The sequence below is a fragment of the Leptospirales bacterium genome, assembly GCA_019694655.1.
Classification (GTDB): Bacteria; Spirochaetota; Leptospiria; order Leptospirales; family Leptonemataceae; genus SSF53.
The window spans coordinates 34,404-47,999 of record JAIBBN010000020.1; the positions used below are offsets into that span (position 1 = coordinate 34,404).

Genomic DNA, 13,596 nt, shown 5'->3' on the forward strand with positions numbered 1-13,596 from the left:
CGCAGTCGGGGGTGGCATGTTGCGATTCTTGCGTCCGGCAGCCCTGGCGCTGCTGGCAGCGGCGGCAGTTCTTGCGCTGATTCTTCTGGCTTTTGTGGCGCTCTCCGAGGCTTCGCGACCGGTAAGAAGCGGCCTCGCTGATCTGCCCGGGCTGGGCGCGCCAGTGCGCATCCTCTACGACGAGCGCGGCGTTCCGCACATTTTTGCTGACAGCGAACCGGACGCCTACCGCGCCCTGGGCTATGTGCAAACCAAGGATCGCTGGTGGCAGATGGAACTGGCCCGTCGTGTAGCGCGCGGCGAACTTTCCGAAATCCTGGGCGCGCCAACCCTGGAGGCCGATGTGCTGTTTCGCACCCTGGGTCTTTCGCGCTTTGGCCAGCAGTACCTGCAACGTCGCGGCGCCAGTCTGGATCCAGCAATGCTGCGCAATCTTCAGGCCTATGTCGATGGCATCAATGCCCACGTGGAGCGCGGCCCTTTGCCGCTGGAGTTTCGACTGCTGCAGGCGCCGCGCCGCAACTTTGAACTGTCCGATATCTTTGCCATCTCTGGCTACGTCGCCTATACCTTCCTGGACGCGATGGAAACCGATCCCACGGCAACCTACATCCGCGATGCGCTTGGCCCGCAGTATCTGCAGGGCGTCGCCTGGGACGGAGCGCAGGCCATGGCCGCCATCCGCGCCAGCGCAAAGCGCGAGACCTGGGGCGGCGATCTGCAGCCGGCAGCGTGGCTGCGCCGCGATCTACAGCCGGCGATACAACGAATGCAATCGATTGCAGCGCTTGCGCCGGCGGCGCGCAGCCTGGCCGGCAGCAACGCCTGGATCGTCTCTGGCGCGCGCAGCGACTCCGGCTATCCAATCCTCTGCAACGATCCACACATTGCCTTTTCGCAACCGGGCGCGTGGTATGAGGCGCATCTGCATACGCCGCAGCTCAATCTCTATGGCCACTACCTGGCTGCGCTGCCGCTGCCGCTGGTCGGTCACACCGACGACCACGCCTGGGGGCTGACCATGCTCCTGAATGACGACGCCGACTTCTATGTGGAAACGCCGGCGCCGGGCGTGGAGAACGCCATTCTTTACCGCGGCCAGGTTGCGGCCATGGAACTGCAGCGCGAGGACATCCAGATTCGCGGCGCCGGCATTCAAAGCATCGTGGTGCGCAGCAGCGTACACGGACCCATCATCAACGATGTCTTTGATGGCTTTCGCTCGCAGCGGCGACCGGTTGCGCTGCGCTGGGGATACTTGAATTTTGACAACGATATTGCTGGCGCCTTTCATTCCCTGGCGCACGCTACAAGCCTGGCTGATGCGCGCCAGGCGGCCTCGCGCATCCTTTCGCCTGGTCTCAATGTGCTTTATGCCAATCGTCAGGGCGACATCGGCTGGTGGGCCGCCGGTCGTCAGGCGCGTTTGCAATCCAGCGCCAGTCGCGCCTTTCTGCTGGATGGCGCCAGCGGCCGCTATGATCTGCGCGACTTTCTACCCTTTGCCGATAATCCGCATCAGGAAAACCCGCCCGATGGTCTGATCGTTTCGGCCAACAATCGTATGCTCTGGGGACAGGGCCATCCGCTGGAGGGCTACTACAGTCCCGATGCGCGCGCCCTGCGCATCCGCCAGCTGCTGGAGGCGCAGCCCAAACTGGGCGTCGCTGATATGAAGCGCATCCAGCTCGACCGGCGTGACAACCGCCTGGCCCTTGCCGTGCGCGATGCCGCCCGTTTGGCGCTGCACGGCGATCTGGATTCGACGCCCGCTGCATCGCTGTTGCAACAATACTGGCAGTGGGACGGCGCTTACGAAGCCGATCTGGCCGCGCCGATGCTGCACTGGGAATTCTCCTACCAGCTGCTGCGTGCGGCAATGGTCGACGAACTTGGCGAGGATTTCTTTGCCGTCTTTTTGCGCTCGCCAGCATCGATCTGGACCCTGCTTGAGCTTTTGCAAAATGATTCGGCGCCGTGGTGGGACGATCGCTCTACGCCGGAACCGCGCGAGTCGCGGGCCACAATTGTCCGGCGCGCAATGCTACGCGCCATTGTCGTTCTGCAAGAGCGCTATGGCGCCAATTTCAACGACTGGCAGTGGCAGACAATGCACGCCGTTGTCCATCAGCATGCGCTGGGCGGGCTCTGGCCGCTGGGCTTGCTGCTAAATGTCGGTCCCTATCCGGCCCCCGGCGGCCGAGAGACCATCAACAACTACCATTTCCCCTTTGAAAGCGGCGCGGCGCAGGTCAGCATCGGGCCCTCCACGCGACGGATCATTGATCTGGCGGCGCCGCAGCGTGCGCTGGGCATCCTGCCCGCCGGTCAATCCGGCCACTGGCTGGATGCAAATTACCAGGACCAGGCCCTGGACCATTTGCAGGGCCGCTGGCGCACACAGTGGATGGACCCCGCCGAACTTACAGCGCATCAAGTGAATGAACTTATCCTGAGGCCGACGCTGTGATACACTGGCGCCAGAGCCGAAGCGCACTCCAATTTCTGCTTTGCAATCTGGCGCTGATTCTCAGCCCTTTTTCGGCGCTCTTGGCCGATGAGCACGACTATCCCTACGCCCTGGCCTTCCAGACGGTGCGCACGCCGCTCCTGCCGGCCACGGAAAGCGCCCTTGATGCCGGCGAAGTTCGCTTTCGCCTCAGCGCAGCCTGGGCCAATGTCTGGTCCATTCAGGATGAACGCTTCATTGTAGATGGCGAAGAGTTGCGCACCACTGCTACGCTGCGCTACGGACTTGGCGATCGCCTGCAAGTTGGTATGCAGATGCCATATATTGTGCAGGGCGGCGGAACGATGGATTCCTTCCTGGAGGGCTTCCATCGTGCGACTGGCGTCACGCAGGGCGGACGCGATCGCTTTGCCCGCAATACCTTCAACGTGAGCTATGAACCTTATGGCAAGTACTACGCCTTACTTGATGACGATCCGCTGCGCACCTATTTGCGTCGCTTCACGCCGCGTCCTTATCCGCGCCAGAGTGCAGCCGGTCCCACCGCGCCCCTCGTTGGCTTTCCTTTTGGCGACATTCGCGATCCGCTTTTCCTGAGCGTGCGTCGACCGTTGAGCGAGGAGGACAATGGCGCCAGCGGCAAGCGCAGCGGCGCCGGCGGTCCGCGCCTGCAGCTGATCTACAGATTGCTGCAGGGCGCCGGCGACTTCAACGGCTTGCAGGCCGGACTGATCTACCATATGCCAGGAAGCAGCGGCGCCTTGCTGGACAGCCTGGGCGCGGCCGCCGGGGCCTTTCTCAGCGGCGGCTGGCAGCTGGATGAGACTCTGCAGATGCAACTGGGCCTCTCCTACACGCGCTTCAGTCAGCACGAATTTGAAAGCCTGCGATTGCCCGTCGACCAGTGGAGCCTGCGCTTGCGCGGCGACTACCAGCTGCGCTGGCTGGGACTTTTTGCCGAGTACGTGGTTTTCACTGCGCCGGTACGCAGCGATACGGAGCTGGGCCGCAGCGGCCACACCCTGGGCCTCGGTTTCTCGCTGCAGAGCGGAGAAATTCACTATCAGGCAGGCGTGGCGGAGAATTTTCTGAACTACGGGACCACGCCAGACTTTGGCCTGTTTTTTTCCGTAGAGCGCGGCATCTGATATGAACAGCCTTACATTGCATCCGGGCAGCGATCTGGGCCTGGGCGTCTGGACGCACGACGATCTGCACCTGTTTGGCGAAGGCAGCCATTTTCATCTGCATCATAAGTTTGGAGCGCATCCGGCCACGCTCGATGGCGTGCGCGGCGTCTATTTCTCGGTCTGGGCGCCCAACGCCACTTACACTGCAGTGGTCGGCGATTTCAACGGCTGGAATCGCGGCGATCAACCGATGCTGCGCATTGCCGAGATCGGCATCTGGGAGCGTTTTGTTCCAGGCGTTGCGCCCGGATCGATTTATAAGTACCACATAGCATCTCGTTTTCACGGCTACGCCGTGGACAAGGCCGATCCCTTTGCGCATGCCTCGGAAACGCCGCCGCACACCGGCAGCGTCTACCGCCCCTGGCAGTACCAGTGGAACGACCAGCACTGGATGGAAACGCGCGGCCCCCGGCAAACCGTAGAGTCTCCAATCAGCATCTACGAGATGCACCCCGGCTCCTGGATCCGCGATCCAGGCGATCCAGGCCGCTGGCCTACTTACCGCGAACTGGCGGCCAAGCTTCCTGGCTATTTGCGCGACGAAGGCTTCACCCACGTGGAGCTGATGCCAATTATGGTCCATCCGCTCTATCGCTCGTGGGGCTACCAGGTGACCGGCTACTTCGCGCCCACGGCGCGCTACGGTTCGCCGGAAGATTTCATGGCGCTGGTCGACGCCTTGCATCAGGCGGAAATTGGCGTGGTGCTGGACTGGGTGCCCTCGCACTTCCCCTCCGATGAGCATGGCCTGGGCTACTTTGACGGCACGCATCTCTACGAGCACGCCGATCCGCGCAAGGGCTTCCACCCCGAGTGGACCAGTTTAATATTCAACTATGACCGCGGCGAGATCCGCTCCTTTCTGGTTTCCAGCGCCATGTTCTGGCTGGAGCAATGCCATGCCGACGGTTTGCGCGTCGATGCGGTGGCCTCGATGCTCTATCTGGACTACGCCCGCAATCCCGGCGAATGGGTGCCCAACGAATACGGCGGCCGCGATAACATTGGCGCCATCGAGTTTCTGAAGCGCCTAAACCAGGCCTGCTACGGCTACTTCCCCAATGCCCTGATGATTGCCGAGGAGGCCACCAGCTGGGGCGGAACCACCCGTCCGGTACACGAAGACGGCCTGGGCTTTGGCTACAAGTGGGACATGGGCTGGATGCACGATTCGCTGCGTTACTTCAAAGAGGACCCGTTGTTTCGCAAGGGTCGCCACAACGATCTTACCTTCCGCATGCTCTACGCCCACACCGAAAACTTCGTGCTGGCCATCTCCCACGACGAGGTCGTTTACGGAAAACGTTCGCTGCTCAATCGCATGCCGGGCGACCGCTGGCAGCAGTTTGCCAACCTGCGACTGTTCTTTGCCTGGATGTTTGCCATGCCTGGCAAGAAGCACATGTTCATGGGCCAGGAGTTTGGTCAGTGGAACGAATGGAATTTTGAAACCTCGCTGGACTGGCATCTATTGAACGATCCGCTGCACGCCGGCGCAGCGCGCCTTTACCGCGATCTGAACGCGCTCTACCGCTCTGAAAATGCGCTCTATCAGGGCGACTGTCAGAACGGGGGATTTGAGTGGATCGACTGCGACGACGCCGCCGAGAGCGTGGTGGCCCTGCTGCGCCGTGATACGCGTAGCGGCGATCTGATGATCATCGCGCTGAATTTCACTCCCATCCCGCGACAGGCGCGTCGCGTGGGTTCGCCGGAATATGGTCGTTACGAAGTATTGCTGAATTCCGATGCCGTGGACTATGGCGGCAGCGGGCAGGGCGATCCGGGCCCCATCTGGACGTCGCCGCAGGGCGCACAGAATCGTCCCTTTTCGCTATCGCTGCAGCTGCCGCCGCTGGGCGCGCTCTTTCTGCGCTTCCGCGGCGCAAACTGAGCGCGCGCCATCGCCGCCGATTTTTACTTCAGGGAATTTCCAGCAACAGGATGGTGATGTCATCGACCACCTGCTGGCTGTGGTTCCGCCACGCATCCTGTAAGGCATGGAGGGTTTCGGCGACGCTGCTCTGCTGATGCCGCCGAAGCACTTCTACAATGCGCTCCGGTGCAAAGGGCTCGGATTTTGCGTCTTCCGCTTCGCTGAGTCCATCGGTGTAGACCAGCAACCGATCGCCCGCTTGCGCCTTGATTTCGCCGGGGCGATAGTTTGCATCCGGATTCATACCCAGCGGCGTGTCGCTGGCTTCCATCCACCAGACCTGGTCCTCGCTGGCGCGATAAAGAATGCCCGGTGCGTGGCCGGCATTGGCAAAGCAAATTGTTCCGCCATAGTCAATGGTGGCAACGATGGCGCTGGCATAGAAGTAAGGCGGCAGCCGTCGGCCCAGTTCCTGGTTGAGAAAACTGAGCACGCGCTCCGGTCGCGGATCGTATTCGAAGGCGATTTCAGCAAGGATGGCGGCCTGCACCGTGATCAGCGAGGCGCTGATGCCGTGGCCGGCGGCGTCGGCCAGCAGCACGGCGGCGCCGCCCTTGGGCAGGCGCTGCATCATGTATAGATCGCCGCTGACCTTGCGCAGCGGCAGATAGAACAAAGCCGGCTGCCATTCCGGAAATTCGTCCAGATTGGTCAGCAGACAATCCTGGACCTCTTTGCCGGTGAGCAATTCGTTTTCCAGAACGCCATCCAGGTGATCGATGTGCTGCATCTGCTGCTTGATGGTCAACATCTGCGATTGGAGGTCGACGGCCATGCGTTGCATCGAATCGCCCACGCCTTGAAACTCGTCCGTGTCCTCTTCGGTCAGCATTTCGCGAGCCGCAAGTTCGCCGCGCTCCAGACGCCGCGCTGCCTCGCGCAATGCCACCAGCCGGCGGAAAACCAGACGATAAACCAGAAAGGCAAAGCCAACATGCAGCGCCAGGGCCAGCGCCAGAGTCGTTCCAATGCGCCCCGGCGAATCGAAGCGAGTTTGCATGATTGCCAGCGCCGTAAGATCAAGGATTGTTAACAGCGTAAAGAGCAGCGCAATGCTGCGCGTCAGGCGACGACGCGGCGCGGCCGGCAGCGCGTTGGGCGCGCGGCGAATGCTTGCTGCGCTCTGGAGCTGAGTGCCAAGGCTGTTCATTGCGCTCTGGGCCCGGGCCGTGCGCCGCAGGAGACTGCCCTTCGATAGGACAGCGGCAGAGGTCAGAAATGCGGGAGCGCTTTGTGGACGGCAAGCAGAGATTTCAGCGATTTGCGTCGTCGCCGTTGCTAAGTAAGACGATCCTGCATGTAAGGCTGCAGCGCCGCCGGAATACCAAAGCTGCCATCGGCGCGCTGGTAGTTCTCCATGATTGCAATCATGCAGCGGCCAGCGGCCACGCCAGATCCATTCAGCGTATGTACGAATTGCGACTTCGCGCCGGCGCCCTTGCCCTTGTAGCGAATTCCGCCGCGCCGCGCCTGAAAGTCGCGACAGTTGGAAACGCTGGAAATCTCCAGCCAGCGATCGAGGCCCGGCATCCAGACCTCGATGTCATAGGTGCGCGCCGCTGTGGCGCCAATGTCTCCCGAGCATAGCTGTACCACGCGGTAGGGCAGGGCCAGGCGCTTGAGAACCTCTTCGGCGTGTCCCAGCATCTCTTCGTGCACGCGCTCCGAATCTTCGGGTCGCACCAGTTGCACCAGCTCCACTTTCTGAAATTGATGCACGCGCACCAGTCCGCGCGTATCCTTGCCGGCCGCGCCCGATTCGCGGCGAAAGCAGCTGGAGGCGGCCGTCAATCGAACCGGCAGCTGATCTTCGCTCAACAGCGTATCGCGGTAGAGATTGACCAGCGGCACCTCGGCCGTCGGAATCAGACTCAACTGGTCGCGCTCCAGGGTATAGTATTCGCCGCGAAATTTTGGAAATTGGCCGGTCGTTACCATGCCGTCGTCGTTGATCAGGATTGGCACCCAGGCCTCGCTGTAGCCAGCCTTCTGCGTGTGCAGATCAAGCATGAAGGAGATCAACGCCCGTTCCAATCGCGCCAGTCCGTCGCGATAGACATAGAAGCGCGAACCGGCCAGACGTACGCCGGCCTCAAAGTCGACCCAGCCCAGCTTCACTCCAATCTCATAGTGCGCCTGCGGCTGGAAATCGAAAGCAGGCTTCTTGCCGACCTCGCGCACCAACACATTGGCCGAGGCGTCGTCGCCATCTGGCGTCGAGTCATCCAGCCAGTTGGGCAAACCAAGCACGATGGCGTTCATCTTCTCTTCCAGGCCGCCCTGCTCGCTTTCCAGCGCGGCAATGCGTTCGCCAACGCTCTTGACCTCGGCCTTGCGCGCCTCGGCCTCGTCCTTCTTGCCTTTGCCCAGCAGAGCGCCAATTTCCTTGCTGGCAGCGTTGCGTACGGCCCGCTGATCATTGAGTTCTGTTAACAATTTGCGATTCTTGGCAATTAGCGACTTGAGCTCGCTAACATCAACGCCGCTGGAGCGACGACGACGCAGCATTTCATCCAGCGCTTCCGGCTTATCTTGAATCAATCGCAGATCGAGCATGGCCGCCATCCCGGCGCCTCAGGCGGCGCGCAGTTCCTCTTTCAGTTGTACAAATCGTTTGCAGTTCTCAATTACACAAGCGCGCACCATCTCGGGATCCTCGCCGCATTTTTCGGCGCGCAGATTGGCCAGAAAATCCAGGGTGTGCCTGACGTAGGCTGGCTGGTTGGTCTGGCCGCGGTGCGGGGCCGGCGCCAGGAAGGGCGCATCCGTCTCCACCAGCAGCCGTTCCAGCGGCAGGCGCACCGCGCCCTGCTGCACGGCGACGGCGTTCTTAAAGGTCAGCACCCCGCTGTAAGATACATACCAGCCGCGTTCCACAAAGGGCAGGGCCTCGGCCTCGGTGTAGGTGTAACAATGCAACACGCCTGCCACGCGCGGAAAATTCTTTAATATTTCCAGAGAATCCAGCGCCGTAGCAATGCGCTCCGGGTTGTAGTTGCGATCGTCGCGCAGGTGCAGCACTACCGGCAGCGCCAGCTCCTGGGCCAGCGCAAAATGGCGCTCCAGGCTTTGCTTTTGCTGCGCCTCGTGCTCGCGCGAGTGGAAGTAGTCCAGGCCCGTTTCGCCCAGTCCCATGAAACGCGGATGGTTGCGGTGCTCGCGCGCCAGTGCAAAGATTTCGTCCAGCTCAGCAATCTGCGCCGCCGACTCGGGGTGCAATCCCACTGTCCAGTAGAGCGGCGGCGCCTCCTGAATTTCCGCAGCGCGCAAACCAAGCGCACAATTCCAGCGCGCCGCCTTGAGATCCACGGAGATCTGCACCACGCCCTGCAGCCCGGCGCGACCGGCATTTTTCAGCGCCTGGTCGGCGTCAATGCCCTGGGCTTCCACCAGGTCCAGATGGCAGTGCGTGTCGAACATGGTCGTGCCCTTCGGCGCGACGCCGCCGAACGGCGGTCAGGCTGCGGCGCTGGCCTGCGCCGTCAACGTACCCGCAATCGTTTGCCATGCGCTCCGGCGCTGCCAGAATTGACCGGTCATGAGCGAAATGCAGACTCTGCGCCAGTACCAGATCGACGCCTTTGCCGATCGTCCGTTCAGCGGCAATCCGGCGGCGGTAGTTTCGCTGGAGCGTTTTCTCCCTGACGCGCTGATGCAGCAAATCGCCATGGAGAACAACCAGGCGGAGACGGCCTTCATCGCCCAGGACGATCAGGGTCTGGCCATACGCTGGTTCACGCCGCTGGTGGAAGTCGAGCTCTGCGGTCACGCTACTCTGGCCAGCGGCTTTGCGCTCTTTTTTCTGGAGGGATTGAAGTCCAGCGAGGTGCGTTTTTCTTCTAAGAGCGGCATGCTGCGCGTTTTACGTCGCGGCGATACGCTCTACCTTGATTTTCCGCGGCAACAGCTGAGTGCAGCCCGCATGGCGCCGCAGGCGGCGCAGGCCCTGGGCATGCCGCCGATGGAGTTTTTTCAAGGACGCTTTGGACTGGCGCTCTACCGCACGGCCACGGAGCTGCGCACCTTGAAGCCGGATCTTGCCGCCCTGGCAAAAGAAGATGTGGAGGCCTGGATCTGCACCGCGCCAGGCGACGATTGCGATTACGCGCTGCGGCTCTTTGGCCCGCGCGTCGGCATCAACGAAGATCAGGCTACCGGATCAGCGCACTGCTTGCTGGCGCCCTTCTGGTCGGAACGCTTGAACAAAGAGACGATGCGCGCCCAACAGCTCTCCTCGCGCGGCGCAAGCTTTCACGTCGAGCTGTTGCCGGAGCGCGTGTTGATTGGCGGCCAGTGCCAGCATTTTTCCACCAGTGAGATTCGCGTTCCGCGCTGAGGCTTGTGGGCGATGAGCGGGCGCGTCATCATTGTCGAGGATGAGCCGGCCATTGCCGACACGCTGCTCTACGCCTTTCGCAGCGAAGGCTTTGAGGCGGAACACGCCGCCACTGCCGCCGCCGGACTGCGCCTGGCGGCAAAGCCCGCGGACCTGATCATTCTCGATCTGGGCCTGCCCGATGGCAATGGCCTGGATGTCTTGCGCCGCCTGCGCAGCGAGGTCGCCACTCAGGAGGTTCCGGTGATGCTGTTAACGGCGCGCAGTGCAGAGATTGACCGCATCGTCGGACTGGAAGTCGGCGCCGACGACTATGTGACCAAGCCCTTCAGTCCGCGCGAGGTAACGGCGCGAGCGCGCGCCATACTGCGTCGCACCCGGAAGAGCGCCCGGTCAAGCGCCGAACCAGGCGATGCAAATTCGACGACGCCCCTTTTTCTTCACGATGCGGAAAAGCGACAGATTCGCTTCAGCGGCGCCATTCTGGATCTGACGCGCTATGAGTACGGCGTGCTGGCGCTACTGTTGAAAAGGCCGGGCATGATCTTTACGCGCGAGATGATATTGCAGCAGGTCTGGGAAGGTCCGCTGGAAAGCGAAGACCGCACGGTGGACGCCCACATTAAGACGATCCGCGCCAAGCTGCGCGGCGTGCGCGAAGATTGCGATCCTATTCAGACCCATCGCGGCGTGGGCTATTCCCTGCGAGAGGAGCTATGAAACTTACACTGCGTTTTCTGTTCGCTTTTTTTTTGTCTACGCCCTGGGACTGGCTTATCTGGCCAACGCCATCCTTGATGAGCTGCGTCCGCGCTACCTGGAAGCTGTAGAAGAAACAATGAACGACGCCGCGCACCTGCTGGCGGCGCGCGTCGAAGGCGATCTACAGGGCGGACAGTTGCGCACCGCTCCCACGGCCCAATCCATGCAGCGCGCCAATGATCGTCGCTTTCAGGCGCAAATCTTTCGCGTGCTGAAAACGCACACCAGCATGAGTCTCTACATCACGGATCAAAATGGGCTCTTGTTGTTTGATGCAAATGGCGCGTCGCCGGGCAGCGACTACTCGCAATGGCGCGACGTGGCGCGCAGTCTGCGCGGCGAATACGGAGCGCGCAGCACGCGCGCCGTCAGCGACGATCCTGCCTCCAGTACTCTTGTGGTTGGCGCGCCGATCTACGACCGCGGACGTATCGTTGGCGTGCTTTCCGTTACCAAGCCCGTGGATAGCATCACGCCCTTCATGGAGCTGGCCCGCTCGCGTTTGCTTTCCGGCGTGCTGCTTTCCGGCATTGGCGCGTTGCTGCTGGCCTTCTTGAGTTTCTGGTCGATTGGCCGACCGCTGCGTCGCTTCGAGGAGTATGTAAAAGCCTTGCGTCGCGGCGAACGGCCGCCCACTCCCAGTTTCGGCCGCGGCGAGATTGGCGCCATGGCGCACACCTTTGAGGAACTGCGTCGCGAGCTGGAGGGCCGACGTTATATAGAAGAATATGTGCAACATCTGACCCACGAACTGAAAAGTCCGCTGAGCGCCATCCGCGCCTCGGCCGAGATCCTGAAGGAAAATCCGCCGCCAGCGGAGCGCGAGCGCTTTCTTGCCGCGATCGAACGGGAGTCGGCGCGCGCTCATTCGCTGGCCGAACGCTTGCTGGAGTTGGCCAGTTTGGAGGGCCGCGTCGAACTCAATGCAACAGGCCCTGTCGATCTGACCCTCGCCGTGCAGGCGGCAATGCAGGAGTGTGGCGTGGAGGCCGAGCGTCGTCAGATCAATCTGCAACTGGAGGCGCCGCGCCTGGCCTTTGTAAACGGCGACGCCTTTCTCCTGCAACGCGCCCTGGCCAATCTGTTGCACAATGCCATTGAGTTCAGTCCCGAGGGCGGCGCTGTTCTGCTGCGCGTGCTCCGCGGCGGCGCCACGGTGCGCGTCGAAGTGCGCGATCAGGGACCAGGCATTCCGGATTACGCTGCGCCGCGCGTTTTTGAACGCTTCTTCTCCCTGCCGCGCCCGGATGGACGACAGAAGGGCGCTGGCATTGGCCTTTCGCTGGTACGCGAGGCGGCGCGTTTGCACGGCGGCGAAGCGCTGCTCTACAATCATCCTGCTGGCGGCGCCGTGGCCGAGTTGCGTCTGCCGGCTGGCGGCTGACTTCACCGCGACTTCACGCTGGCTTCCGGCCCGCTTCGGCGGCATTTCGCCGCGCTCCCCGACTAATGGTGCATCAGGCGCCCGCTACACGGGGCGCCGGGGAGTATGTATGGATCTCAAAGAACGTCTGCAGTCTTCGATTCTGTTGAAGGTTGCGCTGATTGGCTTTCTGTTGCTTGTGTTGTTGATCCCGATCTTTCGGGTCGAGTCGCTAACTGAAGAACGCGAACAACGCCGCGGCGAGGCCGTTGCTGAAATTGCCTCCAAATGGGGACAGAGCCAGACGCTGGTCGGTCCGGCGCTGGTAGTACCCTACAGCTATCGCAGTACAATCGTCGAAGAAAATCGCGAGGGGCGCAGTGTCGAGCGCGTGGTCACAAACAGAGCCAACGCCGTGTTCCTGCCGGAAGAGCTGAGGTTCAGCGGCGATATCGAGGCCGAGCGACGCTCGCGCGGCATCTTTGAAACGGCGCTCTACCAGACCGATCTGGAAGTCCGCGCCGTCTTTCATGCCGCCGATGTGCAGCGGCTCCACCCTGGCGCCACGCCTGATTGGAGCAAGGCGCGTCTGGTGCTTGGCCTCTCCGATCCAATTGGCGTGCAGGCCATTGCTGCACAATGGAACGGACAGAATCAGTCCGTCGAACCGGCCGGCAGCGACAGCGGATTCAGCGACGCCGGCGTCTACATCAGCGCGCCTGGCATGGAACGCGGCGGCATCTATCAGGCAAAGCTGAAGCTGCGCGGCAGCGCCGAGCTGCTCTTTGCGCCGGCCGGTCGCAACACACAGATTGAACTGCGCTCGCCGTGGCCCGATCCGGCATTCAGCGGGGCCTCGCTGCCCAACGCGCGCGAGGTCAGCGCCCAGGGCTTTAGCGCCAGCTGGCAGTTGGCGCACTTCAGTCGCAACGTGCCGCAGGCATGGGCCGCCGGAGGCGAAGAAAACATTGGCCGACTGCGCAACGCGGCCAGCGGCGTGCGTCTGATCCTGACCGCCGACATCTATCAGAAGACGCTGCGCGCCCTGAAGTATGCCTTCCTGTTCATCGGGCTGACCTTCGCCGCCTTCTTTCTGTTTGAGATCTTCTTCCAGCTGCGCATCCACCCCTTTCAGTATCTGCTGGTTGGCGCCGCCATGATTGTGTTCTACACGCTTTTTCTGGCGCTTTCGGAACAGATTGGATTTGTAGCTGCCTATCTGCTGGCCTCCTCCGGCGTGATTGGCGTGATTGCCGGCTACTGTCGTTCGATCCTCGGCGACTGGAAGCGAGCAGGCGGTATTGCCAGCGTCCTCGCCGTGCTCTACGGCTACCTCTTTGTCACCCTGCAAAGCGAGGACATGGCGCTGCTCTTGGGCGCGCTTGCGCTTTTCGGCGCACTGGCGCTGGTAATGTATGCTACGCGTCGCATTGACTGGTACAACCTGCGACTCGGTGCGGTGCGCGCCGAAAGTAGGCATAGCTAAAGAATCTGCGCTGCGCCTGTCCGGCATGCGCCGGCAGGCGCGCGCTTGCC

10 protein-coding genes are annotated in these 13,596 nt (G+C 62.0%); 7 read left to right on the forward strand and 3 right to left on the reverse strand.

Translation table 11 applies throughout. The features are described from left to right. The first annotated feature begins 16 nt into the window (after positions 1–16). The 3 genes from K1X75_17060 to glgB are packed head-to-tail and all read left to right on the forward strand — an operon-like array spanning position 17 to position 5,557. A complete protein-coding gene (locus K1X75_17060; protein ID MBX7059776.1) occupies positions 17–2,470 on the forward strand; it encodes a penicillin acylase family protein in 2,454 nt (817 codons plus the stop codon). Beyond that, entirely contained in the window at positions 2,467–3,618 is a 1,152-nt protein-coding gene (locus K1X75_17065) for a DUF3187 family protein (protein ID MBX7059777.1), read from the forward strand. Before K1X75_17060 ends, K1X75_17065 begins: the two co-directional genes overlap by 4 nt. Position 3,619: 1 nt before the next feature. Continuing rightward, positions 3,620–5,557, forward strand: coding sequence for a 1,4-alpha-glucan branching protein GlgB (gene glgB, locus K1X75_17070; protein MBX7059778.1), 1,938 nt, complete (start codon positions 3,620–3,622; stop codon positions 5,555–5,557). 28 nt (positions 5,558–5,585) lie between these two features. Here the strand turns inward: glgB and K1X75_17075 are convergent, their stop codons facing one another. The 3 genes from K1X75_17075 to K1X75_17085 all read right to left on the reverse strand — a co-directional run bounded on the left by K1X75_17075 (position 5,586) and on the right by K1X75_17085 (position 9,019). Beyond that, positions 5,586–6,749 carry a SpoIIE family protein phosphatase gene (locus K1X75_17075; protein ID MBX7059779.1) on the reverse strand — a complete coding sequence of 388 codons (1,164 nt, stop codon included), beginning with the start codon at positions 6,747–6,749 and terminating at the stop codon, positions 5,586–5,588. Positions 6,750–6,877: 128 nt separating this feature from the next. Then, positions 6,878–8,155, reverse strand: coding sequence for a serine--tRNA ligase (serS, locus tag K1X75_17080; protein ID MBX7059780.1), 1,278 nt, complete (start codon positions 8,153–8,155; stop codon positions 6,878–6,880). A gap of 18 nt (positions 8,156–8,173) precedes the next feature. After that, positions 8,174–9,019 (reverse strand): TatD family hydrolase, encoded by an 846-nt coding sequence (locus tag K1X75_17085; GenBank protein MBX7059781.1) that lies wholly within the window; start codon positions 9,017–9,019, stop codon positions 8,174–8,176. A 118-nt stretch (positions 9,020–9,137) separates the two neighbouring features. On the opposite strand from K1X75_17085, the gene K1X75_17090 reads away from it, so the two are divergent. The 4 genes from K1X75_17090 to creD all read left to right on the forward strand — a co-directional run bounded on the left by K1X75_17090 (position 9,138) and on the right by creD (position 13,546). Further along, positions 9,138–9,935 carry a PhzF family phenazine biosynthesis protein gene (locus K1X75_17090; protein MBX7059782.1) on the forward strand — a complete coding sequence of 266 codons (798 nt, stop codon included), beginning with the start codon at positions 9,138–9,140 and terminating at the stop codon, positions 9,933–9,935. Between the two features lie 12 nt (positions 9,936–9,947). After that, positions 9,948–10,655 carry a two-component system response regulator CreB gene (gene creB / locus K1X75_17095; protein MBX7059783.1) on the forward strand — a complete coding sequence of 236 codons (708 nt, stop codon included), beginning with the start codon at positions 9,948–9,950 and terminating at the stop codon, positions 10,653–10,655. Further along, complete coding sequence (gene creC / locus K1X75_17100; protein MBX7059784.1) at positions 10,597–12,081, forward strand: two-component system sensor histidine kinase CreC; 1,485 nt, start codon at positions 10,597–10,599, stop codon at positions 12,079–12,081. Before creB ends, creC begins: the two co-directional genes overlap by 59 nt. 109 nt (positions 12,082–12,190) lie before the next feature. After that, positions 12,191–13,546: a cell envelope integrity protein CreD gene (creD, locus tag K1X75_17105; GenBank protein MBX7059785.1), complete on the forward strand. Its 1,356-nt coding sequence runs from the start codon at positions 12,191–12,193 to the stop codon at positions 13,544–13,546. The last annotated feature ends 50 nt before the right edge of the window (positions 13,547–13,596 follow it).

Excerpts from the sequence above, each read along its gene's own strand:
- K1X75_17090 (MBX7059782.1), top strand. The coding sequence starts at position 9,138 with ATGAGCGAAATGCAGACTCTGCGCCAGTACCAGATCGACGCCTTTGCC.
- creB (MBX7059783.1), top strand. The coding sequence starts at position 9,948 with ATGAGCGGGCGCGTCATCATTGTCGAGGATGAGCCGGCCATTGCCGAC.
- glgB (MBX7059778.1), top strand. The coding sequence starts at position 3,620 with ATGAACAGCCTTACATTGCATCCGGGCAGCGATCTGGGCCTGGGCGTC.
- K1X75_17075 (MBX7059779.1), bottom strand. The coding sequence starts at position 6,749 with ATGAACAGCCTTGGCACTCAGCTCCAGAGCGCAGCAAGCATTCGCCGC.
- serS (MBX7059780.1), bottom strand. The coding sequence starts at position 8,155 with ATGCTCGATCTGCGATTGATTCAAGATAAGCCGGAAGCGCTGGATGAA.
- K1X75_17060 (MBX7059776.1), top strand. The coding sequence starts at position 17 with ATGTTGCGATTCTTGCGTCCGGCAGCCCTGGCGCTGCTGGCAGCGGCG.
- K1X75_17085 (MBX7059781.1), bottom strand. The coding sequence starts at position 9,019 with ATGTTCGACACGCACTGCCATCTGGACCTGGTGGAAGCCCAGGGCATT.
- creD (MBX7059785.1), top strand. The coding sequence starts at position 12,191 with ATGGATCTCAAAGAACGTCTGCAGTCTTCGATTCTGTTGAAGGTTGCG.